Consider the following 24,494-nt stretch of genomic DNA (forward strand, 5'->3'; position numbering starts at 1 on the left):
AATTTTAAATCGTCTGCCCACAAGGCCAGTCGCAAACTCAGGCAACCGATTCTGGAAGCCTTTCCGCCCTGGAGCAAGCCATGCAAGACCTCGATCCCGTCGAAACCCAGGAATGGCTGGACGCCCTGGAATCGGTTCTCGACAAAGAAGGCGAAGACCGTGCTCACTATCTGATGACCCGTATGGGTGAACTGGCGACCCGCAGCGGTTCGCAGCTCCCTTACGCCATCACCACGCCTTACCGCAACACGATTCCCGTTACCCACGAAGCACGCATGCCTGGCGACCTGTTCATGGAACGCCGCATTCGCTCGCTGGTACGCTGGAACGCGATGGCCATGGTAATGCGTACGAACCTGAAAGATTCTGACCTGGGTGGTCACATCTCCAGCTTCGCTTCCAGTGCGACCCTGTATGACATCGGCTTCAACTACTTCTTCCAGGCCCCGACCGACGAACACGGCGGCGACCTGATCTACTTCCAGGGCCACACCTCGCCAGGCGTTTACGCCCGTGCCTTCATGGAAGGCCGCATCACCGAAGACCAGATGAACAACTTCCGTCAGGAAGTCGATGGTCAAGGCCTGTCGTCCTATCCGCACCCGTGGCTGATGCCTGACTTCTGGCAGTTCCCGACCGTATCGATGGGTCTGGGCCCGATCCAGGCGATCTACCAGGCACGTTTCATGAAGTACCTGGAACACCGCGGTTTCATTCAGCCGGGCAAACAGAAAGTCTGGTGCTTCCTGGGCGACGGCGAGTGCGACGAGCCGGAATCCCTGGGCGCAATCTCCCTGGCCGGCCGCGAGAAGCTGGACAACCTGATCTTCGTCATCAACTGCAACCTGCAGCGCCTCGACGGCCCGGTTCGCGGCAACGGCAAGATCATTCAGGAACTCGAAGGCGTGTTCCGCGGCGCACAGTGGAACGTGACCAAAGTCATCTGGGGCCGTTTCTGGGACCCACTGCTGGCCAAGGACGTCGACGGCATCCTGCAGCGTCGCATGGACGAAGTCATCGACGGCGAGTACCAGAACTACAAAGCCAAAGACGGCGCGTTCGTTCGCGAGCACTTCTTCAACACGCCTGAACTCAAGGCAATGGTTGCCGATCTGTCCGACGACGAGATCTGGAAGCTCAACCGTGGCGGCCACGACCCGTACAAGGTCTACGCGGCGTACCACGAAGCGGTCAACCACAAGGAACAGCCAACCGTCATCCTCGCCAAGACCATCAAGGGTTATGGCACCGGTGCCGGCGAAGCGAAAAACACCGCGCACAACACCAAGAAAGTCGATGTCGACAGCCTGAAGTTGTTCCGCGACCGCTTCGACATCCCGGTCCGTGACGAAGAGCTGGAGAACCTGCCGTTCTTCAAGCCTGAGCCAAACAGCGCCGAAGCCCGCTACCTCGCCGAGCGTCGCGCCGCACTGGGCGGTTTCGTACCGCAGCGCCGCGCACAGAGCTTCAGCGTACCGACCCCGGATCTGGACACCCTCAAGGCTATCCTCGACGGTTCCGGCGACCGTGAAATCTCCACCACCATGGCCTTCGTGCGGATCCTCGCGCAACTGGTCAAGGACAAGGAAATCGGCCCGCGCATCGTGCCGATCATCCCGGACGAAGCCCGTACCTTCGGTATGGAAGGCATGTTCCGACAGCTCGGCATCTACTCGTCCGTCGGCCAGCTCTACGAGCCAGTCGATAAAGACCAGGTGATGTTCTACAAGGAAGACCAGAAAGGTCAGATCCTTGAAGAAGGCATCAACGAAGCAGGCGCCATGAGCTCGTTCATCGCCGCCGGTACTTCGTACTCCAGCCACAACCAGCCGATGCTGCCGTTCTACATCTTCTACTCGATGTTCGGCTTCCAGCGTATTGGCGATCTGGCCTGGGCTGCCGGCGACAGCCGTACCCGTGGCTTCCTGATCGGCGGCACCGCCGGCCGTACCACCCTGAATGGTGAAGGTCTGCAGCACGAAGACGGTCACAGCCACCTGCTGGCCGCGACCATCCCGAACTGCCGCACCTACGATCCGACCTACGGCTACGAGCTGGCGGTGATCATTCAGGACGGCATGAAGAAGATGACCGAAGAGCAACAGGACATCTTCTACTACATCACCGTGATGAACGAGTCGTACCAGCAGCCAGCCATGCCGGCCGGTGCCGAAGAAGGCATCAAGAAAGGCATGTACCTGCTCGAGGAAGACACCCGCGACGCGGCGCACCACGTGCAGCTGATGGGCTCCGGCACCATCCTGCGTGAAGTGCGTGAAGCGGCAAAGATCCTGCGTGAAGAGTTCAACGTCGGCGCCGACGTGTGGAGCGTTACCAGCTTCAACGAACTGCGTCGCGACGGCCTGGCCGTAGAGCGCAGCAATCGTCTCAAGCCTGGCCAGAAGCCTAAGCTGAGCTACGTCGAAGAATGCCTGAACGGTCGTAAAGGTCCGGTCATCGCCTCTACCGACTACATGAAGCTGTTCGCCGAGCAGATCCGTCAGTGGGTACCGTCCAAGGAATTCAAAGTCCTGGGCACCGACGGTTTCGGCCGCAGCGACAGCCGCAAGAAACTGCGTCATTTCTTCGAAGTCGACCGTCATTTCGTGGTGTTGGCAGCCCTGGAAGCACTGGCTGACCGTGGTGATATCGAACCTAAAGTCGTGGCTGAGGCCATCGTCAAGTTCGGCATCGACCCGGAAAAACGCAACCCACTGGACTGCTGAGGAGACATTTTGTGAGCGAACTCATTCGCGTACCTGACATCGGCAGCGGTGAAGGTGAAGTAATTGAACTGTTTGTAAAGGTCGGCGACCGCATCGAAGCCGACCAGAGCATCCTGACTCTGGAATCGGACAAGGCCAGCATGGAAGTGCCGGCCCCGAAAGCCGGCGTCATCAAAAGCCTGAAAGTGAAGCTGGGCGACCGCCTGAAAGAAGGCGACGAACTGCTCGAGCTGGAAGTCGAGGGCGCTGCTGAAGCGGCACCTGCTCCGGCGGCGGCTCCGGCTGCCAAAGCTGAAGAAAAACCGGCTGCGGCACCTGCTGCTGCCGCACCTGCCGCTGCACCTGCTGCCGCTTCGGTACAGCAAGTGCACGTGCCGGACATTGGTTCGTCGGGCAAGGCGCAGATCATCGAGATTCAGGTCAAGGTCGGCGACACCGTCGAAGCTGATCAATCGCTGATTACTCTGGAATCCGACAAGGCGAGCATGGAAATCCCGTCGCCTGCCGCCGGCGTGGTCAAGGCCATCAGCGTCAAGCTCAACGACGAAGTCGGCACTGGCGACCTGATTCTGGACCTGGAAGTGGCGGGTGCTGCGGCGCCTGCTGCGGCCGCTCCGGCTCAGGCTGCCGCGCCTGCTGCCGCCGCTGCGCCAGCGCCGGCTGCTGCTGCTCCGGCGGCACCGGTCGCCGACAGCGTTCAGGACATCCACGTGCCGGACATCGGTTCGGCCGGCAAGGCCAAGATCATCGAAGTGCTGGTCAAGGCCGGCGACACCGTCGAAGCCGACCAGTCGCTGATCACCCTGGAATCCGACAAGGCCAGCATGGAAATTCCATCGCCTGCCGCTGGCGTGGTCGAAAGCGTTTCGATCAAGCTGGATGATGAAGTCGGTACCGGCGATCTGATCCTCAAGCTGAAGGTCAAAGGCGCTGCGCCTGCTGCAGCTCCAGCTCCGGCGGCCGCTGCAGCACCGAGCGCTCCGGCACCTGCCGCTGCTGCCGCTGCTGCCGCACCTGCTGCTGCCGCTCCAGCTGCCGCACCGGCCAAGCCAGGCGCGAAAGTTCACGCAGGTCCGGCGGTGCGTCAACTGGCCCGCGAGTTCGGCGTCGAGCTGAGCGCTGTCGGCGCCAGCGGCCCGCACGGTCGTATTCTGAAAGAAGACGTGCAGACCTATGTGAAAGCGATGATGCAGAAGGCCAAGGAAGCACCGGCCGCTGCTGCTGGCGCAACCGGTGGCGCGGGTATCCCGCCGATTCCGGTCGTCGATTTCAGCCGTTTCGGCGAAATCGAAGAAGTGCCGATGACTCGCCTGATGCAAGTCGGCGCTGCCAACCTGCACCGCAGCTGGCTGAACGTGCCACACGTCACGCAATTCGACTCGGCAGACATCACCGAGCTGGAAGCCTTCCGTGTGGCGCAGAAAGCCGTGGCCGAGAAGGCTGGCGTCAAGCTGACCATCCTGCCGCTGCTGCTCAAGACCTGCGCGCATCTGCTCAAGGAGCTGCCGGACTTCAACAGTTCGCTGGCGCCAAGCGGCAAAGCGATCATCCGCAAGAAATACGTGAACATCGGCTTCGCCGTCGACACTCCGGATGGCCTGCTGGTGCCGGTGATCAAGAACGTCGACCAGAAGAGCCTGCTGCAATTGGCAGCCGAAGCGGCTTCGCTGGCTGAAAAAGCCCGCACCAAGAAGCTGTCCTCGGACGAGATGCAAGGCGCCTGCTTCACCATTTCCAGCCTCGGCCATATTGGCGGCACCGGCTTCACGCCGATCGTCAACGCGCCGGAAGTGGCGATCCTCGGTGTGTCCAAGGCAACCATCCAGCCCGTCTGGGACGGCAAAGCCTTCCAGCCGAAACTGATGCTGCCACTGTCGCTGTCCTACGATCACCGTGTGATCAACGGCGCCGCTGCCGCGCGCTTCACCCAGCGTCTGGGCAGCCTGTTGGGCGACATCCGCACCATCCTGTTGTAATCCAAACGGCCCTCCGGCAACGGAGGGCCGCTTGCTGCACCCTTTCGAGCGCCACACGCTCGTACCTCAACCCCGTCATCTGGCGGGGCTTTTTTTTGCCTGAAGAAAAACCTTTTCCTTCCTTTTCCTACAAGTCGCGTTGATATCGGCCACAGCACTGGTCGGCTTGTCACCGATCTTTTATGTCCGGCACGCAACTAACCTAGGCACAGCCACCGCAACTAATAAAAGTTAGCAAACCCAGTTAATTCAAGTTACTTCGAATGGATTCGACATGTTAAAACCAACTATCGGGCCGATCGTCGGCCACGTTACAACCAATCATGCACGTGTATTCCTGCGTGGCGACCGTCAGAACAATTCGCGAGTGTTTGCCGCAGTACGTTGTCGCCCAGCCGGTGCACAACATTGGTCAAAAGGTATCTTTGCGCATCTGAGCGCTACACGCGACATGTCACATGTGTTTGCCCTCAACAACTTGAGTACAGACACCGAATATGAATATCAGGCCGGCTGGTTCAGTCCGATGAGTCCGGTACATACACCGGACAGCGTCGCCGAGTTGCCGCTGCAATGGCCGCGCGAGATCTATCGCCTGCGTACCCGCTCCAGCAAGCCGATGCAGCCCCGGGCCTATATTGTCGGTTCGTGTCGCTATTTGCGCATGACCGCGGGGATTGCCTCACTGCCACAGCTGGGCGACCGGATCTTTGCTTCGATCAATCAAGTGATCGAGGGTATTGAGCCACCGATCAGTGCAGTATTGATGACCGGTGACCAGATCTATGTCGACGATCTGAATCGCATTGCGCCGGATCGTGAGTATCAGGATATTCTCAGAAAATACCGTGCGGCGTTATCGCAACCTAATATAAAACGGCTGATGTCCGGCACTTCGACTTACATGATTCTTGACGATCACGAAATCGAAGATAACTGGCCGGCCAATGCCAATAAATCCGACGTTGACTTGTTCCGCAACGCGATGGCGGCCTATGAGTTGTATCAGGCCAGTCACAGCCCGGTACATCCACTGACAACTAACGGCGAAATCAATCGCTCTTCGCTTGAGCATTACTGGTATCAGTTCAGCGACGGCGATATCGAATGGTTCGTGACGGACAGTCGTACCCGGCGCAACTTGTCGGCCGATGATCGGCGCATTCTCGATGAAGCTCAGGAACAGGCCCTGCTCAAATGGCTGATCCACAGCGAAGCGCGGGTCAAGTTTGTGGTGACCAGCGTGATGTTCTATCCGGACCGCAAACTTCATGGCGATGACGCCTGGAAAGCCTTTCCGGAACAACGCCTGCGCCTGCTGGAAACGATTCGCACTCGACGGATCATGAACGTTGTGTTCATTTCGGGTGATGTTCACGGTTCGCTGACCGCGCGCCTGAGCCACAGCGAAGACCCGGACTTCGAGGTGCACACGGTAGTGTCATCGCCGCTGTGCAACAGCAAACTGCTGCCGTATGCCAAAGCGTCGACGTTCATTCTCGATCAGCCACTGGTGCGCACAGCCGCCGGGGATTATCGGCATGAGCTGACCAGCACGGTGGTCAGTGAGGACAATTTTGCCCACCTGGTGGTCGAGGCCAGGCAGATCCAGGTCAACTATCACGACCGTGACGGCAAACGCCTGCAATCAATCGTCATTTCCCTACGCTGATCAGTGGGTGCACTGGGCGCCGTTGCTGAGCATCAACCGCTCTGGAACGGCGCTCTGTCATGCTCCGCGCATTAGTTTTGTGCACTGGCTGGAGAAATGTTCAGTCCAGCCGACATATTCTTATAGCACTTGGCCTTCATCTCTCTTGTCAGTCGGGGCCGCAATGATGCAACCTTGCCGCAGGCAACAGTTAAGAGGGCGCGAGCCCGGCGCGTTCAGCATATTTCCAAGCGAGTTCCCTTCATGAAGAGCCAACCCGATGCCGCCAGCCGTATGGCGGCCGAGGTAGTGACGCAGTTGCCTGTGCCCTCGCGGCTCGGCATGCTGCGTTTCGAGCGCTTGAATGAAGCCAGTTGGGCCATGTTGTTTCTCGATCCCAACTGCGAACGCCAGTTCGGCCAGCCGGCGGTCGAGCTGTGTGCGCTGGTCGGCTCGCCGTATGCCAGCCTGATGGAACCGGAAGCGCGCTATCAATTGCATGATGCGATCCAGCAACAGCTCACCGTCAGCCCGCATTATCTGGTGCGCTACACCCTGCACACCGCGTCAGGGGTGCTGAGCATTCTGGAGCTGGGTGAAGCCTATAAACAGCACAATCGGCATCTGCTGCGCGGTTACCTGCTGGCGGTCGACGACGTATTCAGCGAGCCGCCGCTACTGCCCTCTGTCGACCTCGAGACGCAGAACTCGCGGCTGCAGATCGCCCTTGAACTCAATCAACGTGCGCAGCAGGAACAACTGCAGCATCTGGAGCGCGTGCGCGCCCAGCAGGAGCTGATTCTGCTGCTCGCCCGTCAGCGCTACAGCACGCACAATTCCTTGCAGGAAGCTGCCGAGCTGATCACCCGCTGCGCATGTGATATCTATGAAATCGACTGCGCCAGCCTGTGGAATCTCGAGGGCAATCTGCTGGTGCCGATCTCGGCTTACCATCGCGCGACCCAGGAATACATCCTTCCAGACGTGATCGATATCGGCAACTTCCCCGACTACCTGGAAGCGCTGCATGGCAGCCGCGCCATCGACGCCCACAACGCGATGCGCGATCCGCGTACCCGCGAGATGGCCGAAGCCCTGCGCCCGCGTGACGTCAATGCCATGCTCGACGCAAGCATCCGCGTCGACGGCCAGGTGGTCGGCGTGCTCTGTCTGGAGCAGACTGGCGTCACCCGCGCCTGGCAGTCCGACGAGATCGCGTTTGCCGGTGAGCTGGCCGATCAGTTCGCGCAAGTCATCAACAACCACAACCGCCGCACCGCCACCAGCGCCCTGCACCTGTTCCAGCGGGCGGTCGAGCAAAGCGCCAACGCTTTTTTGCTGGTCAACTGCGACGGTGTGGTCGAGTACGTCAACCCGAGCTTCACCGCGATCACCCAGTACACCACCGAAGAAGTCCACGGCCAGCGCCTGTCGGAACTGCCGGCACTGGAAAACCTCAGCGAACTGCTGTTCGACGCGCCCTCGGCGCTGGCCCAGAGCAACAGCTGGCAGGGCGAATTCAAAAGCCGCCGGAAAAATCTCGAACCGTACTGGGGCCAGTTGTCGATTTCCAAGGTGTACGGCGACAACCGTGAGCTGACGCATTACATCGGCATCTACGAAGACATCACCCAGACCAAACTGGCGCAGCAGCGCATCGAGCGCCTGGCTTATACCGACAACCTGACCAACCTCGGCAACCGTCCGGCCTTCATCCGCAACCTCGACGAGCGCTTCGCCCGTGACAGCGATACGCCGATCAGCCTGCTGCTGGTGGACATCGACAACTTCAAGCGCATCAATGACAGCCTCGGCCATCAGACCGGCGACAAACTGCTGATCAGCCTGGCCCGACGCCTGCGCAACAGCCTCAGCCCGAGCGGCAGTCTGGCGCGCTTCGCCAGTAACGAATTTGCCGTATTGCTCGACAATACCGACCTCGAAGCGGGGCAGCGGATTGCCAGCCAGTTGCTGCTGACCCTCGACAAACCGATGTTCGTCGATAACCAGTTGATCAGCGTCACCGGCTCGGTCGGCCTGGCCTGCGCACCACTGCACGGGCGCGACCCGCAGACGCTGATGCGTAACGCCGGTCTGGCGCTGCACAAGGCCAAGGCCAACGGCAAACACCAGTTGCAGGTGTTCACCGAAGCGCTGAATGCCGAGGCCAGTTACAAACTGTTTGTCGAGAACAACCTGCGCCGCGCCCTGACCCAGAACGAACTCGACGTGTTCTATCAGCCCAAGCTGTGCCTGCGCAGCGGTCGCCTGCTGGGCATGGAAGCGCTGCTGCGCTGGAATCACCCGGAACGCGGGATGATTCGCCCGGATCAATTCATCAGCGTCGCCGAAGAGACTGGCCTGATCATTCCGATCGGCAAATGGATCGCCCGTCAGGCCTGCCGTATGAGCAAAGCCCTGACCGCTGCCGGCCTGGGCAATCTGCAAGTGGCGATCAACCTGTCACCCAAGCAGTTTTCCGATCCAGACCTGGTCGCCTCCATCGCCAACATCCTCAAGGAAGAAGCGCTGCCGGCCAATCTGCTCGAGCTGGAACTGACCGAAGGCCTGCTGCTGGAGGCCACTGAAGACACGCACTTGCAGCTCGATCAGCTCAAGCGTCTGGGCCTGACCCTGGCCATGGACGACTTCGGTACCGGCTATTCATCGCTCAGCTATCTGAAAAAATTTCCGATCGACATCATCAAGATCGATCGCAGCTTCATCCACGAAATCCCCGACAATCAGGACGACATGGAAATCACCTCAGCGGTGATCGCCATGGCCCACAACCTGAAACTCAAGGTGGTCGCTGAGGGCATCGAGACCGCCGAGCAACTGGCATTCCTGCGTCGTCACCGCTGCGATGTCGGCCAAGGCTACCTGTTCGACCGGCCGATTCCCGGCGCCGAACTGATCCCGGCGCTCAAGCGCTATCCGCGCGGGCCGCTTTGCCTCTGATCCACCGCGGCCCCCTTGCAGGAGTGGGCCTGCTCGCGATAGCGGTCTGTCTGTAACTTCTCTGCTGACTGACCCACCGCTATCGCGAGCAGGCTCACTCCTACAAGAGCGGTTGAGTACCCGTACATTTTGGGTAGTGATTAACCGGGCATCATTGGGCACACTGGCGGTCTGACTTTTCACATCCAACCTGACTGAGAGGAACGATCATGGTTCTGCGCTCGGAAATTCTGGTGAACAAAAACGTGCTTCCAACCAAAGAACAAGCCCTGCCCGGCCGCGAAACCGCGATGACCCTGCCTGAAAAGCATTTCGTCTTCGAAGACACCCCACTGCTCGGCCCGTTCTTTCAGGACGTCGACTTCGCCATCTTCGGCCTCGGCTGCTTCTGGGGTGCGGAACGGCGCTTCTGGCAGCGCGAAGGCGTGGTCAGCACGGTGGTCGGCTACGCTGGCGGCTTCACGCCGAACCCGACTTACGAAGAAGTCTGCTCAGGCCTGACCGGCCACGCCGAGGTGGTGCTGGTGGTGTATGACAAGGCCAAAGTCAGCTACGAAGAACTGCTGGCGATGTTCTGGGAACTGCACAACCCGACCCAAGGCATGCGCCAGGGCAACGACATCGGCACGCAGTACCGCTCGGTGATCTACGCAACCTCTCCCGAGCAACTGGACGCCGCACTGAAAAGCAAAGCGCTGTACCAGGCGGAACTGGCGAAGGCCGGGCTGGGCGAAATCAGCACCGAAATCGACCAGGCGCCGACCGTGTATTTTGCCGAGGCGTATCACCAGCAGTATCTGGCGAAGAATCCGGAAGGATATTGCGGGATCGGCGGCACCGGCGTGTGTATGCCTAACTAAAGCTGCGAGCGGCAAGCTTCAAGCTGCAAGTGCTGTGTTCGCTTCAGCTTGTAGCTTGTAGCTTGTAGCTTGTAGCTTGTAGCTTGTAGCTTGTAGCTTGTAGCTCGCAGCTTCATTCAGCTATGAGCCAGTCCATCTGCCAGCCACCCTGAGTCTGGCCAAGCTTCTTCGACAACCACGGCAGCAACTCGCGCAATTCTTCCTCCAGCCCCCACGGCGGATTGGCTATCGCCAGACCGGAGCCGTTCAGGCTGTTCGGCGTATCCAGCGGATGCACCAGCAGTTCCACGCGCAACAACTTCGGCGCACCGGTGCCGGCCAGGTCCTGATAGAAACGCCGCAACGCGCGCTGATCCTTGACCGGGTACCAGATCGCCGCCACGGTCTGGCGCATGCGGCCGATCGCCTCTTTCATCGACGCTGCGCAGCGCTGCATTTCATCGAGCTGTTCAAACGGCGGATCGATCAACATCACCGCACGCTTTTCCTGCACCGGCAACATCGCCCGCGCGACATGCCAGCCTTCGCCCAGATGCACTTTCACCCGGCGATCACCGGCCATGTTGTCTTTGAGCAGCACACCATCTTCAGGGTGCTTCTCATTGAGCATCACCCGGTCCTGTGGGCGGGTCAGACGCCGCGCCAGCTCCGGCGAACCGGGGTAATAGCGCAACTGGCCATCGGGGTTCATCTCGTGCAGCACGTTCATGTAGTCAGCGGTCAGCGCCGGCAGATCCGGTTGATCCCACAAGCGCGCGATGCCTTCCAGGTACTCGCCGGTACGGTTGGCCTGATCGCCCTGCAAGTCGTACAGACCGATGCCGGCGTGGCTGTCGAGATAGGCAAGCGGCTGCTCCTTGCGCGACATCAGGGCGATGAGGCGGGTCAAGGTCAGGTGTTTGAACACATCGGCGTGATTGCCGGCATGGAAGGCGTGACGATAATTCATGGCTGCTCCTGCGAAGGGCGCAAAGTTTACCTTTTACCGCGTGGCAAGTCAGGGGTTGGCGGCCGAGCGGACAAAAGCCATACCCTCACCCTGGCCCTCTCCCGGAGGGAGAGGAGACTGACGGTGGTGAGCTTGCGAGTTACATCGACCTGAAATATCAGCGTGATCTCAGGCTTGGCCAATCGAAGATCAGCGCAAGTCGCAGTTCGGCACTATCACCAAGCCACTTCGGTCAGTCTTCTGAAAGAACAATATCCAAGCCTGGCCAAGCCAAGTTCACCACTGAAGTCGCAGGTCAGCGAACGCCTCCCAGACAACTCGATCAGTCCCCTCTCCCTCTGGGAGAGGGTTAGGGTGAGGGGCTTTGCTTTTATGGCATCGAGCGCAAGCGCGAGCCGATCACATCCAGCACATCACAACCATCACGCAACGGAATCACGCAGAGCCGGGCGAAGTCGCTGAGGATGACGGAGTCGCATTCGACCGAGCCGCGCATGCACATGTTTTCCAGGACCTGAATCACGGCGCGCAGGCGGTGGTTGGCCGCGTCCATGAGGATGTCGAGGGGGACGTGGGTGTCGATGAACAGCGTTGGCATGTCGCTGCAATTGTCGGTCAGCGCCATGAAGCGGTTGTCCGGGTGAGGGATGATTTTTCGTACGATGGATCGGGTTTAAGCGTAGCCATATCAGTTGCACCTCAATAGGTTTAAGAGAGGCGGCCAACGACCTTCCTACAGGTTTGGGTGGCAGCCGTACGCGAGAGTAGGAAACTGAGAAACCCACCAAACTCAGCTACGCCGAAGCGTTCCCGCGCACAGCCGCCGCGAAAGATGTTGCGGACACGATTTGCGTGCGCAATCAACGTAATGGCTGGTGCACGGTAATTCCAAAGGGTTCCTACACCCTGTCACCACTCCCGCAGTGACAACGAAAAGACTATCCCTGCAACCCACCGCCCACCAGTTCATGCAATCCGCCGCAGCTCGAAGGAAATCTCCGAGGCCATTGCCCCGAAATGTCACTCCAGCTCTGCCAGCAAATACGCCAGCAACGCCGATTGCGAAGAATCTTCCGACATTGAAAGCTGAAAAAACTGCCCGACCTTGCAGCACAGAACGGCCTCGGGAAAGGCTTCAAATATCACCGGGTTTTCTTCGCTCAGCCACTGCATCGCGTTGGTCGTGCGAACGGCGTTGCCCTCCTGCACCAGCACCGATTCCGGCACCCGCCACCAAGGAAAGACCTTGCCCGAGGACTGCACCGCGCCACCGATGTGCAGCGCCTGGCCGTTGATCAGGGAGCGGCTGACCACAGGGAACAGTTGCCGTGCATCCACCTCATCAGACTGCAAAAGCGGCAATAAATAACGCCCGTCCCAGAAACGAAAAAACACCGTTTTGCCGTTCGGCATCAGCACTTGAGTCAGGCTTCGAAGATGCTCGATCAGCACCTCCAGACTTGCCGAAGACACCATCAGCCAACCCCAATCGCGCGACTCGGTATCGGTGACCCAATGCAAAAACTCACTGTCGACGCTGACAATTCCCACGCAAGGCATCACCGCATCCCACTCGGCATAAACCGTCTCAGCCCACAGCGGGCTAGCCGCATCGAGCCAGGCCCCGGGCGGTTTGGCGGCGCTGGCATGGCTGAACACCGCGAACAATTGCTCGCCGGCCTGCAACGGCGCGTGCGCCAGCCAATCGGCCGGTGACAGCAAATCAGGCTGCACAGACACCGTCCTTGCAGCGCTCGCACTCTTCGCAGAATGGCGCATCGCCTTTGAAGCTCATGATCTGTGCGGCGGTCAGCACGGCAGCCGGCGCGGCGGCGAGTTTTTCCGGCAACCCCGGCACGACCGGCGCGGCGCTCAGCGCTGCCATCGGCGCGCCACCGACGACGATCGGCACGCTGCTGAAAATCCCCCCGGGACCGATGTTGATCCACTGCCCGCCCGCCTGAATCGTGGCGTTCGCACCACCGTCGATGACCACTTGCTGGCCAGCGCTGACGTGAAATTGAGCGCTGGCGCTGAGGGTTTGGCTGCCGACCCGAATATGCCGTTCGCCGCTGACGCTCAGATGATCGTCCTGCCTGACTTCGGTCTGCCGATGGCCGTGGGTAATGCGCTGTTCATCGGCCTTCAGCTCGTGCCGGGCGGTGCCGGTGACGACAATGCTGCGCTGGTTGTCGACCTGCACTTGCTGGTCGTGCAACACATGCTGGGTCCAGTTGCGCTGGGCCCGCAGGTAGATTTCCTCGGCGCCTTTGCGGTCTTCGATGCGCAGTTCGTTATAGCCAGCGCCGCCGGGGCTGCTCTGGCTGCGGAAGATGCTGCGGGTCTTGTCGGCCGGCAGATCCAGCGGCACCGGCGTCGCGGCATTGGGCAGACAACCCATCACCAAAGGTTTGTCGGCGTCGGCATCAATGAAACCGACCAGCACCTCCATGCCGACGCGTGGAATCAACACGCTGCCGTAACGATCATGGGCCCAATGGCTGGCAACGCGCAGCCAGCAACTGGAATGCTCGTTCAGTTCACCGTCACGATCCCAGGCCAGTTGCACCTTGACCCGACCGTACTCGTCGCAGTGGATTTCACTGTCTTTCGGCCCGGTCACCACAGCGGGTTGATAGCCGAGCATGCGCGGTTTGTCCGGCCCCAGCGCCGGACGGAAGAACACATCCCACGGCGTGGCGAGAAAAGTATTACGGTAACCCTGGAAGCCATCACCATCGCTGGTTACCGACTCCTCCAGCACCTGCGGCTGGCGGCCATGGTGTTCGACGGCAGTCAGCAACCACAGATCATTCCAGTCCTGACGCGGATGCTCGGTCAGTTTCAGGAAATGTCCACTGACCAGCGCGGATTCATCGCTGATGCCTTCGGCCTGACGATAATCGGCGATATGGCGTTCCAGCGCCCGTTGAGCAAGGTGCTTGCCGGTTTCCCGGTCAGTGAAATTGGCGGGGAAGTGATAATCCTCCAGCACCGGCCGCTGTTCGCTGTCGACACGGCTGTGCAATTGCAGGTGCGGCTTTTCGAAGTTGTAGTCGCGCCGAGTGACGACGCTGGTGCGGGTTTGCACGCGCACGTTGAAGCGCTGTACCGCCGGCGCGCCAGCGGACATGCCGCTGCCCGGCCGGTACACCGTCGGTTCGGGCAAACGCGCAAACACCGTCTGATCGTCGCCGAACACCAGCAGATGGCCCTGCGGGCTGTGCTGAAAGTGATAATGAATGCCGACCTCGGCGCACAAGCGCTGGATGAATGCCAGATCGCTCTCGGCGTACTGCACGCAATATTCACGCACCGGGTATTCACTGCCGAGGCGAAATTCAAAGGCATCGCGCAGGATCGAGTGATCCTTGAGCACCCGCGCAACAATCTGCGGCACCGTCTGATGCTGAAAAATCCGCTGATTGATGCGGTGGCCGAGATAAGCCAGCCGCGGCACCAGACTGACGTGATAGCGCGTCAGACGTTTCCCGGAATCACCCTGCCCGACCTGATCAATCTGACCGTGGATACCGCCACCGCGTGCATCGAAACTCAGAAACGCCTGACCGTGCAGCAGGCTTTCCAGGTCGAGATCCGGCCGTTCACAGACCAGCTCCAGCTCGAAACGATAGGGTTGGCTGATGGCTTCCTTGCCCGTGAACTCAAGCACTTTGAGCTCATCCCGGGCGCCTTCGAGGGTCAACGTGAAACGCGGTTGATTGGCAGGCGCAAACATCCGATGTCTCTCTGCAGTTTGAGGGCGGGCGATTCTGCATGAGGGGCAAGGGGTGGTGAGCGGGTGACGGGAAAATCAGATTTTCCCTACTTCTATTGTCGAAAAACCTCTGAAAATTGGCACATCCGACTACAGACAAATCCGAACAAACACCACAAAACCCTGTGGGAGCTGGCTTGCCAGCGATGAGGTCAGCACATTCAACTTAATCATTGACTGACGCACCGCTATCGCTGGCAAGCCAGCTCCCACAGGGTTCTCCAATGCATGTGAGAAATCACAGGCAATAAAAAACGGCCCGTCTCCTTTCGGAAACGGGCCGTTTGATGTGAGCCGAAGCTCAGCGCCTTACTTGTTCAGATTGAAATCTTTTTCCGCTGCCTGGAAGCGCTCGACCATGCCGCGAGTCGGCTCGCCGGCCTTGCTGACAAAGTAGATCGCCAGGCTGGCGAAGATGAAGCCGGGGATGATTTCGTACAGACCCAGCAGTTCGAAATGCTTCCACACCACCACGGTGACAGCACCGACGATGATGCCGGCCAGCGCGCCGTTGCGGGTCATGTCTTTCCAGATCACGGAAATCAGCACTACCGGGCCGAACGCGGCACCGAAACCAGCCCAGGCGTAGGACACCAGGCCCAGTACGCGGTTTTCCGGGTTGGCGGCCAGCGCGATCGCGATGAGTGCAACCAGCAGCACCATGGCGCGACCGACCCAGACCAGTTCCACCTGGGAGGCGGATTTACGCAGGAAGGTTTTGTAGAAGTCTTCGGTCAGGGCGCTCGAGCACACCAGCAACTGGCAACTCAAAGTACTCATCACCGCAGCCAGAATCGCCGACAGCAGGACACCGGCAACCCACGGATTGAAGAGGATCTTGGCCAGTTCGATGAACACGCGCTCAGGGTTTTCAGTCACCGCACTCGCCACTTCCGGGTGCGCCGAGAAGTAAGCGATACCGAAGAAGCCCACAGCCACGGTGCCGCCCAGGCACAGGATCATCCAGGTCATGGAAATGCGACGCGCCTTGGCAATCGATTTCACCGAGTCCGCGGCCATGAAACGCGCGAGGATGTGCGGCTGACCGAAGTAACCCAGACCCCAGCCCATCAGCGAGATGATGCCGATGAAAGTGGTGCCTTTAAGCATGTCGAAGTTGCTTGGATCCTTGGCTTCGATGGCGAGGAACGTGGTGTCGACGCCGCCGGTGGCCAGCAGGACGATGATCGGCGTAAGGATCAGCGCGAAGATCATCAGCGTGGCTTGCACGGTGTCGGTCCAACTCACCGCGAGGAAACCGCCAATGAAGGTGTAGGCAATCGTTGCCGCCGCACCGGCCCACAGCGCCGTTTCGTAGGACATGCCGAAAGTGCTTTCGAACAGGCGGGCACCGGCGACGATGCCGGAAGCGCAGTAAATGGTGAAGAACACCAGAATCACGATCGCCGAGATGATCCGCAACAGGCCGCTCTTGTCTTCAAAACGGCTGGCGAAGTAGTCCGGCAGGGTCAGGGCGTCGCCGTTGTGCTCGGTCTGTACACGCAGACGGCCGGCAACGAACAGCCAGTTCAGGTAGGCACCGATGACCAGACCGATGGCGATCCAGCTTTCGGACAGACCGGACATGTAGATGGCGCCCGGCAGGCCCATGAGCAACCAGCCGCTCATGTCGGAGGCACCGGCAGACAGCGCGGTGACGACGCTGCCGAGGCTGCGACCACCGAGAATATAGTCAGAAAGGTTGTTGGTGGAGCGATAGGCCATCAAGCCGATCAGCACCATTGCTGCGATGTAGATCACGAACGTGATCAGGGTTGGATTGCTTACGCTCATTGAGTTACGCCCTGGCTTTGTTTTTATGTAGCGGCGGTGATGAACCGCACGCAAACGACGACGTTTGGCAGACGATCCGGGATCCCGCGCATTTATGACTGATGTTTCCCCAGGAAAGCCATCAGCCGGTACACCGGATTCGATCCGGTTGCACCTTGGGCGCGAATGCTATGCAACAAATCAAATGAGGTGCAACCAATTTCATGAGAATAAGTTGCACCCAGTCGGAATTACCGACAATCGCCTTGTTTTTGCTCCCTTTTGTAGCAGTCATGGCCCTTTGCTAGAAGCAAAAGCACCAAGCAGGAGCAGGGATTTCATCGCGGAATTTATTTCCTGACGAGTTGCGGATTTTTCCGACAAAAAAGGGTTGCACCCGGTTGCACCTCATTCGACGCACGGCTAATCTTGCCGCCAGCTGATGCCACGCAACTGTGGCAACCATGAGGATAAAAATATGGCTACCACCACCCTTGGGGTCAAACTCGACGACCCGACCCGCGAACGCCTGAAGGCTGCCGCAACCTCGATCGATCGCACGCCGCACTGGCTGATCAAGCAGGCAATTTTCAATTACCTGGAAAAACTCGAGGGTGGTGCAACCCTGACCGAGCTGAACGGTTTGACCGCCAAGGACGCCGACGACGCCGGTGAAGTCCATACCGATCACGCCCACCAGTGCTTCCTCGAATTCGCCGAAAGCATCCTGCCGCAATCGGTGCTGCGCGCCTCGATCACCGCCGCTTACCGTCGCCCTGAGCCGGAAGTGGTGCCGATGCTGATCGAGCAGGCACGTCTGCCGGCAGCGATGGCCGAAGCCACCAACAAGCTTGCCGCAACCATTGCGGAAAAACTGCGTAACCAGAAAAGTGCTGGCGGCCGTGCCGGCATTGTTCAGGGTCTGCTGCAGGAATTTTCCCTGTCGTCCCAGGAAGGCGTGGCGCTGATGTGCCTGGCCGAAGCGCTGCTGCGTATCCCGGACAAGGGCACTCGCGATGCACTGATCCGCGACAAGATCAGCACCGGCAACTGGCAGCCGCACCTGGGCAACAGCCCGTCGCTGTTCGTCAACGCCGCAACCTGGGGCCTGCTGCTGACCGGCAAACTGGTCTCGACCCACAACGAAGCCGGCCTGACGTCGTCGCTGAGCCGCATCATCGGCAAGAGCGGCGAGCCGATGATCCGCAAGGGCGTCGACATGGCCATGCGCCTGATGGGCGAGCAGTTCGTTACCGGCGAAACCATCGCCGAAGCCCTGGCCAATGCGAGCAAGTTCGAAGCCAAGGGTTTCCGTTATTCCTACGACATGCTCGGTGAAGCGGCGCTGACCGAACACGATGCGCAGAAGTACCTGGCGTCGTACGAACAAGCCATTCACTCGATCGGCAAAGCCTCCCACGGCCGTGGGATTTATGAAGGCCCGGGCATCTCCATCAAGCTGTCGGCACTGCACCCGCGTTATAGCCGCGCGCAGTACGAGCGTGTGATGGACGAGCTGTACCCACGCCTGTTGTCGCTGACCCTGCTGGCCAAGCAATACGACATCGGCCTGAACATCGATGCCGAAGAAGCCGACCGTCTCGAACTGTCGCTGGATCTGCTCGAGCGCCTGTGTTTCGAGCCGCAACTGACCGGCTGGAATGGCATCGGTTTCGTTATTCAGGCGTACCAGAAGCGTTGCCCGTATGTGATCGACTACGTGATCGATCTGGCACGCCGCAGCCGTCACCGCCTGATGATCCGCCTGGTGAAAGGCGCCTACTGGGACAGCGAAATCAAGCGCGCCCAGGTTGAAGGCCTGGAAGGCTATCCGGTCTACACCCGCAAGGTGTACACCGACGTTTCCTACATCGCCTGCGCACGCAAACTGCTGTCGGTGCCGGAAGCCATCTACCCGCAGTTCGCTACGCACAACGCCCACACCCTGTCGGCGATTTACCACATTGCCGGTCAGAACTATTACCCGGGCCAGTACGAATTCCAGTGCCTGCACGGCATGGGCGAACCGCTCTACGAACAGGTTGTCGGCAAAGTCGCCGAAGGCAAGCTGAACCGTCCGTGCCGCGTGTACGCGCCGGTCGGCACACACGAAACGCTGCTGGCGTATCTGGTGCGTCGCTTGCTGGAAAACGGTGCGAACACCTCGTTCGTCAACCGCATCGCCGACCAGTCGATTTCGATTCAGGAACTGGTTGCCGATCCAGTGGCACAGATCGAGCAGATGGCGACCGTGGAAGGCGGTTTCGGCCTGCCGCACCCGCGCATTCCGCTGCCGCGTGACCTGTACGGTGCCGAGCGCGCCAACTCCAGCGGCATCGACATGGCCAACGAACATCGTCTGGCCTCGCTGTCCTGCGCCTTGCTCGCCACGGCACACAACGACTGGAAAGCCGCACCGATGCTCGGCTGCGCGTCGAGCAACGAAACGCCGGCCGCGGTGCTGAACCCGTCGGATCATCGCGATGTGGTCGGTCACGTTCAGGAAGCCACCGTCGAGGACGTCGACAACGCCATCCAATACGCTCTCAACGCCGCACCGATCTGGCAGGCCACCCCGCCGGCCGAGCGCGCGGCGATTCTGGAACGTGCCGCTGACTTGATGGAAGGCGAGATCCAGCCGCTGATGGGCCTGCTCGCTCGCGAAGCCGGCAAGACCTACGCCAACGCCATCGCCGAAGTCCGCGAAGCGGTCGACTTCCTGCGTTATTACGCGGTGCAGGCACGCAACGATTTCAGCAACGACGCCCACCGCCCACTGGGTCCGGTGGTGTGCATCAGCCCGTGGAACTTCCCGCTGGCGATCTTCAGTGGTCAAGTCGCTGCGGCGCTGGCTGCCGGCAACCCGGTACTGGCCAAACCGGCCGAACAGACTCCGCTGGTCGCGGCTCAAGCCGTGCGCCTGATGCTTGAAGCCGGGATTCCGGAAGGCGTGCTGCAACTGCTGCCGGGTCGCGGTGAAACGGTCGGCGCCGGTCTGGTCGGTGATGAGCGCGTCAAAGGCGTGATGTTCACCGGTTCCACCGAAGTCGCGCGCTTGCTGCAACGCAACATTGCCGGGCGTCTCGACAGCCAGGGCCGTCCGATTCCGCTGATCGCCGAAACCGGTGGCCAGAACGCGATGATCGTCGACTCCTCGGCACTCACCGAACAAGTGGTGATCGACGTGGTGTCGTCGGCCTTCGACAGCGCCGGTCAGCGTTGCTCGGCGCTGCGGGTTTTGTGCCTGCAGGAAGATTCCGCTGATCGCGTCATCGAAATGCTCAAAGGCGCCATGGCGGAAAGCCGTCTCGGCAACCCTGAGCGTCTGTCCGTGGATATTGGCCCGGTGATCGACGCCGAAGCCAAGGCCGGCATCGACAAGCACATCCAGGCCATGCGCGACAAAGGTCGCACCGTGTATCAAGTGGCGATCGCCGACAGCGAAGAAGTCAAACGCGGCACCTTCGTCATGCCGACCTTGATCGAGCTGGAAAGCTTCGACGAACTGCAACGCGAAATCTTCGGGCCAGTGCTGCACGTGGTGCGCTACAAGCGCAAAGAGCTGGATCAGCTGATCGGTCAGATCAACGCATCCGGTTACGGACTGACGCTGGGTGTGCACACGCGCATCGACGAGACCATCGCCAAGGTGATCGACAACGTCAACGCCGGTAACGTCTACGTCAACCGCAACATCGTCGGTGCCGTGGTCGGCGTGCAGCCATTCGGCGGCGAAGGCCTGTCGGGGACGGGTCCGAAGGCCGGTGGCCCGCTGTACCTGTACCGTCTGCTGTCGACACGTCCTACCGACGCTATCGAACAATCCTTCGCTCGCGGTGATGCCGTTGTAGCGCCGGACGTTCGCCTGCGCGACGCCATGAGCAAACCGCTGACCGCGCTGAAAACCTGGGCTGAGAGCAACAAATACGCTGACCTGAGCACTCTGTGCGTGCAGTACGCTGCGCAATCGCAGAGCGGCGTCACCCGCGTACTGGCCGGCCCGACCGGCGAGCGCAACAGCTACGCCATCCTGCCGCGCGAACACGTGCTGTGCCTGGCGGAAGTCGAAGGTGATCTGCTGACGCAACTGGCCGCGGTACTGGCGGTGGGCGGTTCTGCGGTGTGGCCGGAGTCCGACATCAGCAAGGCCTTGTTCGCACGCCTGCCGAAGGAGATTCAGGCGCGGATCAAACTGGTTTCCGACTGGAACAAGGACGAAGTGGTGTTCGATGCGGTTCTGCATCACGGCCACTCCGACCAGTTGCGCGGGGTCTGCCAGCAGATCGCCAAGCGCGCTGGCGCGATTGTCGGCGTTCAGGGCCTGTCCCAAGGCGAGACCAATATTGCGCTGGAGCGTCTGGTGATCGAGCGGGCGTTGAGTGTAAACACCGCAGCAGCGGGCGGTAATGCCAGCCTGATGACCATCGGCTGATACCGTTAAACCGGGCAGCCCGCATAGGTGCCCGGCATAGCAACAATCCCTGTGGGAGCTGGCTTGCCAGCGATAGCGATTTTTCAGTCACCATCAATGTGACTGACCTGCCGTCATCGCTGGCAAGCCAGCTCCCACTGTGGTTTGTGTATTTGTTAAGTCGGCGCTCGGCTCCAACATCACCGCCATCAATCATCCTGTTCAGCCTCTATTGCCCCGCCTTAGACTCGGCCCAACCTCCTTTTCAGGTAAGCCATCATGTCCGAGACGCTGCTCAGTTCCCGCAATCTGGCTTTCGAGCTGTACGAAGTCCTCGATGCCGAGGGCCTGACCCGGCGTGAACGTTTTGCCGAGCACAATCGCGAGACCTTCGACGCTGCCATCGGTACCGCGCGCAGCATCGCCGAGAAATATTTCGCCCCGCACAACCGCAAGGGCGACGAGAACGAGCCACGCTACGAAGACGGTCGGGCGATTCTGATTCCCGAAGTGAAACCGGCGGTGGATGCCTTCCTCGAAGCCGGATTTCTCAACGCTGCGAGAAGTTTCGATGCCGGCGGCATGCAACTTCCTACGCTGTTGTCGCAAGCGTGCTTCGCGCATTTTCAGTCGGCCAACGCGGCGTCGACCTCGTACCCGTTCCTGACCATGGGCGCGGCGAACCTGATCGAAAGCTTTGGCACCGAGGAGCAGAAGCAACGCTTTCTGCAGCCGATGATCGACGGGCGCTTCTTCGGCACCATGGCCCTGACGGAGCCGCATGCCGGCTCGTCGTTGTCGGATATTCGCACGCGAGCCGAGCCTGCGTCCGACGGCACGTATCGCCTCAAGGGCAACAAGATTTTCATTTCCGGCGGCGACCATCCGCTGTCGGAAAACATCGTGCACATGGTCCTCGCCAAGCTGCCGGACGCGCCGCCGGGAGTTAAAGGTATTTCACTGTTCATCGTGCCGAAGTTTCTGGTCAACGATGACGGCAGCCTTGGCCAACGCAATGACGTGCTGCTGGCCGGGCTGTTCCACAAGATGGGCTGGCGGGGCACCACGTCCACAGCGTTGAACTTCGGCGATAAAGGCGAGTGTGTCGGCTATCTGGTGGGCAAGCCGCATCAGGGCTTGAGCTACATGTTCCAGATGATGAACGAGGCGCGTATCGGCGTCGGCATGGGTGCGGTGATGCTCGGTTACGCCGGTTACCTGTATTCGCTGGAGTACGCCCGCGAACGGCCGCAAGGCCGGGTGCCGGACAGCAAGGACCCGACCACCGCACCGGTGGCGATCATTCAGCACGCGGATGTCAGACGCATGCTGCTGACGCAGAAATCCTACGTCGAAGGTGCCTTTGACCTCGGTCTGTACGCCGCGCGCCTGTTCGATGACACCACCACGCTTGAAACCGAAGCCGAGCGCAAACAGGCCCATGAGTTGCTGGATCTGCTGACGCCGATCGTTAAATCCTGGCCCTCGGAGTTCTGTCTGAAGGCCAACGAACTGGCGATCCAGATTCTCGGCGGCCACGGTTACACCCGCGAATATCCGGTCGAGCAGTACTACCGCGACAACCGTTTGAACCCGATTCACGAAGGCACTCATGGCATTCAGTCGCTGGATCTGCTCGGGCGCAAACTGGCGCAGAACGGCGGCGCAGGCTTGAAACAACTGATTCGCCTGATCGCCACTACGGGCGAACGTGCAACCGCGCATGAATCGCTGACCGCGCTGCGTGAGCCGCTGGAAAAACTCGTGGCCCGCCTGCAAACCGTGACCCTCGGTTTGCTCACCGATCTGGCGCACGGCAAGGTCAACAGCAGTCTGGCGAACTCGGCGCTGTACCTGAAGGTATTCGGGCACACGGTGATCGGCTGGCGCTGGCTGGAGCAGGCGATTCGTGCCGAAGAAGGGTTGGCCCGGAGCAATGCGGCAGACGTCGACTTCTATAAAGGCAAGTTGCAGGCCGCGCGGTATTTTCTGACGTGGGAAGTGCCGGGTTGCCAGCATGAACTGGACTTGCTCGAGGCGCGGGATGATACGTGTCTGGGGATGCGGGAGGAGTGGTTCTGATCTCGAACGTGCGTAGCGGCTTATTTCCTCTTCGCAGGCAAGTCCGTTCTCACAGGGTCTCTGGGCGTGATCCCGGTGCGAGTGGCTTGCTTGCGCAGGAGCCAGATTGATCACGCATCAGTTCAGCCTGATCACATCCAGTTGCTTTGCTGCACACCCATAAAACGCTTGTCCTGTCACCTGTAAAACCTGACAGGTTCCGCCGAAGCAATGGCCGCGTATCCTTGAACCTTCATATGGTAAACCACACAACGGATACGGATATGGACAAGCTAAAGTCGACAAAAAGCGAATCTCTTGACCTCATGCTGTTGCACATAAAAATCGGCGATACGCTACGAAGAGGTCAAAACGACGCGGTAGTGACCGCAAAACACTTCGCCGCCAGCGATTTCGACTACAAAATTGAAGTGTCTTTGAAAGATGAAACGCTGGTGTCTGAGCAACCTGTCCCCCATAACGCTATGCTTTGGGCTGCCAGCAAGGACGAAACGTTTGATTTCAACGGAAGCAAACGCACCATAACTGCAAAAAACATTTTCGAGTCTGGCGGTCGATATCACTGCGAACTGGTCATCGCCTGAAGCGCCCCTGAACAGAGCGCTCCGTTGAGGGGCGACGAGATTCTGGCGACCCGTCAACCCTGATTGATGGTCTTGGCGATGGTGTCGACCGTGGCGCTGACTTGCTCTTGATAACGGTCGAGTTCTTCCTGGTGCTGCTTCTTCATTTCGATCTGCTGCGAGCACAGATTCATCGCCGCCAGCACCAGCAAGCGGTCGCCGATCAGGGTCGGGTATTTGCGCTTGGTATCTTCGAGCGCGGCCTTGAGCATCATGGCCGCGTCCAGCAGGGTCTGTTCTTCCCCGGCCGGTGCCTTGATCGAATAGTCCTCCCCGAGAATGGAGATGACTTTTACCCCTGCTGTGCCATGGTTCATGCGCTGACAGGGCCGGCATTGACGCGATCAACCAGTGCCTGGATGCGGGCAGCGGTGGCGCCGTGTTTTTCTTCCTGCTCCATCAGGTTCAGTTGCAGGCTTTCGTTTTCATCCTTGGCCTGGGCCAGTTCCGTGGACAGGGTCTGGTTGGTCTGCGCGAGGGTCTGGTTCTGTTGCACCAGGTCGCTGACGAGCTGTTCCAATTGGCTGAGGGATGCTTCCAACATTTTGATCTTCCAAGCGTTTTTCAAAGGGCGCGTACGATAAAGAAAAGTCACCACAGATGCCAGGGTTAAACCGGTGCAAGGCCTTGATTTTCCTGGCGGCTGACCGTTCCCGCGAGTTTAAAAGACTGTGTTCTGCCGATCTGGTTCCTGCACTTCGTCG

The 24,494-nt window shown here is 59.9% G+C and carries 14 protein-coding genes and 1 pseudogene; 8 read left to right on the plus strand and 7 right to left on the minus strand.

What is annotated here, in order from left to right:
- Window positions 1–80 precede the first annotated feature (80 nt).
- The 5 genes from aceE (at window position 81) to msrA (ending at window position 10,174) form a co-directional block, all read left to right on the plus strand.
- Complete coding sequence (aceE, locus tag BLU24_RS26235; protein ID WP_090280595.1) at window positions 81–2,726, plus strand: pyruvate dehydrogenase (acetyl-transferring), homodimeric type; 2,646 nt, start codon at window positions 81–83, stop codon at window positions 2,724–2,726.
- Between the two features lie 11 nt (window positions 2,727–2,737).
- A complete protein-coding gene (gene aceF / locus BLU24_RS26240) occupies window positions 2,738–4,702 on the plus strand; it encodes a dihydrolipoyllysine-residue acetyltransferase (RefSeq protein ID WP_093105570.1) in 1,965 nt (654 codons plus the stop codon).
- Window positions 4,703–4,976: 274 nt separating this feature from the next.
- Complete coding sequence (locus BLU24_RS26245) at window positions 4,977–6,374, plus strand: alkaline phosphatase D family protein (RefSeq protein WP_093105575.1); 1,398 nt, start codon at window positions 4,977–4,979, stop codon at window positions 6,372–6,374.
- A 243-nt stretch (window positions 6,375–6,617) separates the two neighbouring features.
- Complete coding sequence (locus tag BLU24_RS26250) at window positions 6,618–9,314, plus strand: putative bifunctional diguanylate cyclase/phosphodiesterase (RefSeq protein WP_093105579.1); 2,697 nt, start codon at window positions 6,618–6,620, stop codon at window positions 9,312–9,314.
- Between the two features lie 209 nt (window positions 9,315–9,523).
- A complete protein-coding gene (gene msrA, locus BLU24_RS26255; protein ID WP_093105583.1) occupies window positions 9,524–10,174 on the plus strand; it encodes a peptide-methionine (S)-S-oxide reductase MsrA in 651 nt (216 codons plus the stop codon).
- Between the two features lie 112 nt (window positions 10,175–10,286).
- Here msrA and BLU24_RS26260 read toward each other — a convergent pair whose 3' ends face one another.
- The 5 genes and pseudogenes from BLU24_RS26260 to putP all read right to left on the minus strand — a co-directional run bounded on the left by BLU24_RS26260 (window position 10,287) and on the right by putP (window position 16,695).
- Complete coding sequence (locus BLU24_RS26260) at window positions 10,287–11,123, minus strand: 23S rRNA (adenine(2030)-N(6))-methyltransferase RlmJ (protein ID WP_093105586.1); 837 nt, start codon at window positions 11,121–11,123, stop codon at window positions 10,287–10,289.
- A gap of 370 nt (window positions 11,124–11,493) precedes the next feature.
- Window positions 11,494–11,810: pseudogene (locus BLU24_RS26265) on the minus strand (hypothetical protein).
- Between the two features lie 333 nt (window positions 11,811–12,143).
- Window positions 12,144–12,857, minus strand: a complete 714-nt coding sequence (locus BLU24_RS26270) for a DUF4123 domain-containing protein (protein WP_093105591.1) — start codon at window positions 12,855–12,857, stop codon at window positions 12,144–12,146.
- The gene (locus BLU24_RS26275; RefSeq protein WP_093105595.1) at window positions 12,847–14,862 is read right to left on the minus strand and encodes a type VI secretion system Vgr family protein; all 2,016 of its coding nucleotides are present in this window, start codon (window positions 14,860–14,862) and stop codon (window positions 12,847–12,849) included. Before BLU24_RS26275 ends, BLU24_RS26270 begins: the two co-directional genes overlap by 11 nt.
- Before the next feature lie 348 nt (window positions 14,863–15,210).
- Window positions 15,211–16,695, minus strand: coding sequence for a sodium/proline symporter PutP (putP, locus tag BLU24_RS26280; protein WP_093105600.1), 1,485 nt, complete (start codon window positions 16,693–16,695; stop codon window positions 15,211–15,213).
- Between the two features lie 457 nt (window positions 16,696–17,152).
- Between putP and putA the strand changes: the two genes are divergently transcribed.
- From putA to BLU24_RS26295, 3 genes are all read left to right on the plus strand, one after another.
- Window positions 17,153–21,106, plus strand: a complete 3,954-nt coding sequence (gene putA / locus BLU24_RS26285; RefSeq protein WP_093105604.1) for a trifunctional transcriptional regulator/proline dehydrogenase/L-glutamate gamma-semialdehyde dehydrogenase — start codon at window positions 17,153–17,155, stop codon at window positions 21,104–21,106.
- Between the two features lie 258 nt (window positions 21,107–21,364).
- Window positions 21,365–23,167: an acyl-CoA dehydrogenase gene (locus BLU24_RS26290; RefSeq protein ID WP_093105608.1), complete on the plus strand. Its 1,803-nt coding sequence runs from the start codon at window positions 21,365–21,367 to the stop codon at window positions 23,165–23,167.
- Window positions 23,168–23,430: 263 nt separating this feature from the next.
- The gene (locus tag BLU24_RS26295) at window positions 23,431–23,751 is read left to right on the plus strand and encodes a hypothetical protein (RefSeq protein ID WP_093105613.1); all 321 of its coding nucleotides are present in this window, start codon (window positions 23,431–23,433) and stop codon (window positions 23,749–23,751) included.
- A gap of 53 nt (window positions 23,752–23,804) precedes the next feature.
- On the opposite strand, the gene BLU24_RS26300 is transcribed toward BLU24_RS26295, so the two are convergent.
- Both BLU24_RS26300 and BLU24_RS26305 read right to left on the minus strand, forming a co-directional pair.
- Window positions 23,805–24,107, minus strand: coding sequence for a cell division protein ZapA (locus BLU24_RS26300; RefSeq protein WP_093105618.1), 303 nt, complete (start codon window positions 24,105–24,107; stop codon window positions 23,805–23,807).
- A complete protein-coding gene (locus tag BLU24_RS26305; protein ID WP_007909525.1) occupies window positions 24,104–24,334 on the minus strand; it encodes a hypothetical protein in 231 nt (76 codons plus the stop codon). Before BLU24_RS26305 ends, BLU24_RS26300 begins: the two co-directional genes overlap by 4 nt.
- Window positions 24,335–24,494 lie beyond the last annotated feature (160 nt).

The organism is Pseudomonas sp. Z003-0.4C(8344-21) (genome assembly GCF_900104975.1).
Lineage (GTDB): Bacteria > Pseudomonadota > Gammaproteobacteria > Pseudomonadales > Pseudomonadaceae > Aquipseudomonas > Aquipseudomonas granadensis.

Excerpts from the sequence above, each read along its gene's own strand:
- aceE (WP_090280595.1), top strand. The coding sequence starts at position 81 with ATGCAAGACCTCGATCCCGTCGAAACCCAGGAATGGCTGGACGCCCTG.
- BLU24_RS26245 (WP_093105575.1), top strand. The coding sequence starts at position 4,977 with ATGTTAAAACCAACTATCGGGCCGATCGTCGGCCACGTTACAACCAAT.
- BLU24_RS26295 (WP_093105613.1), top strand. The coding sequence starts at position 23,431 with ATGGACAAGCTAAAGTCGACAAAAAGCGAATCTCTTGACCTCATGCTG.
- putA (WP_093105604.1), top strand. The coding sequence starts at position 17,153 with ATGGCTACCACCACCCTTGGGGTCAAACTCGACGACCCGACCCGCGAA.
- BLU24_RS26250 (WP_093105579.1), top strand. The coding sequence starts at position 6,618 with ATGAAGAGCCAACCCGATGCCGCCAGCCGTATGGCGGCCGAGGTAGTG.
- BLU24_RS26275 (WP_093105595.1), bottom strand. The coding sequence starts at position 14,862 with ATGTTTGCGCCTGCCAATCAACCGCGTTTCACGTTGACCCTCGAAGGC.
- BLU24_RS26290 (WP_093105608.1), top strand. The coding sequence starts at position 21,365 with ATGTCCGAGACGCTGCTCAGTTCCCGCAATCTGGCTTTCGAGCTGTAC.
- putP (WP_093105600.1), bottom strand. The coding sequence starts at position 16,695 with ATGAGCGTAAGCAATCCAACCCTGATCACGTTCGTGATCTACATCGCA.
- BLU24_RS26305 (WP_007909525.1), bottom strand. The coding sequence starts at position 24,334 with ATGTTGGAAGCATCCCTCAGCCAATTGGAACAGCTCGTCAGCGACCTG.
- BLU24_RS26260 (WP_093105586.1), bottom strand. The coding sequence starts at position 11,123 with ATGAATTATCGTCACGCCTTCCATGCCGGCAATCACGCCGATGTGTTC.
- BLU24_RS26300 (WP_093105618.1), bottom strand. The coding sequence starts at position 24,107 with ATGAACCATGGCACAGCAGGGGTAAAAGTCATCTCCATTCTCGGGGAG.
- msrA (WP_093105583.1), top strand. The coding sequence starts at position 9,524 with ATGGTTCTGCGCTCGGAAATTCTGGTGAACAAAAACGTGCTTCCAACC.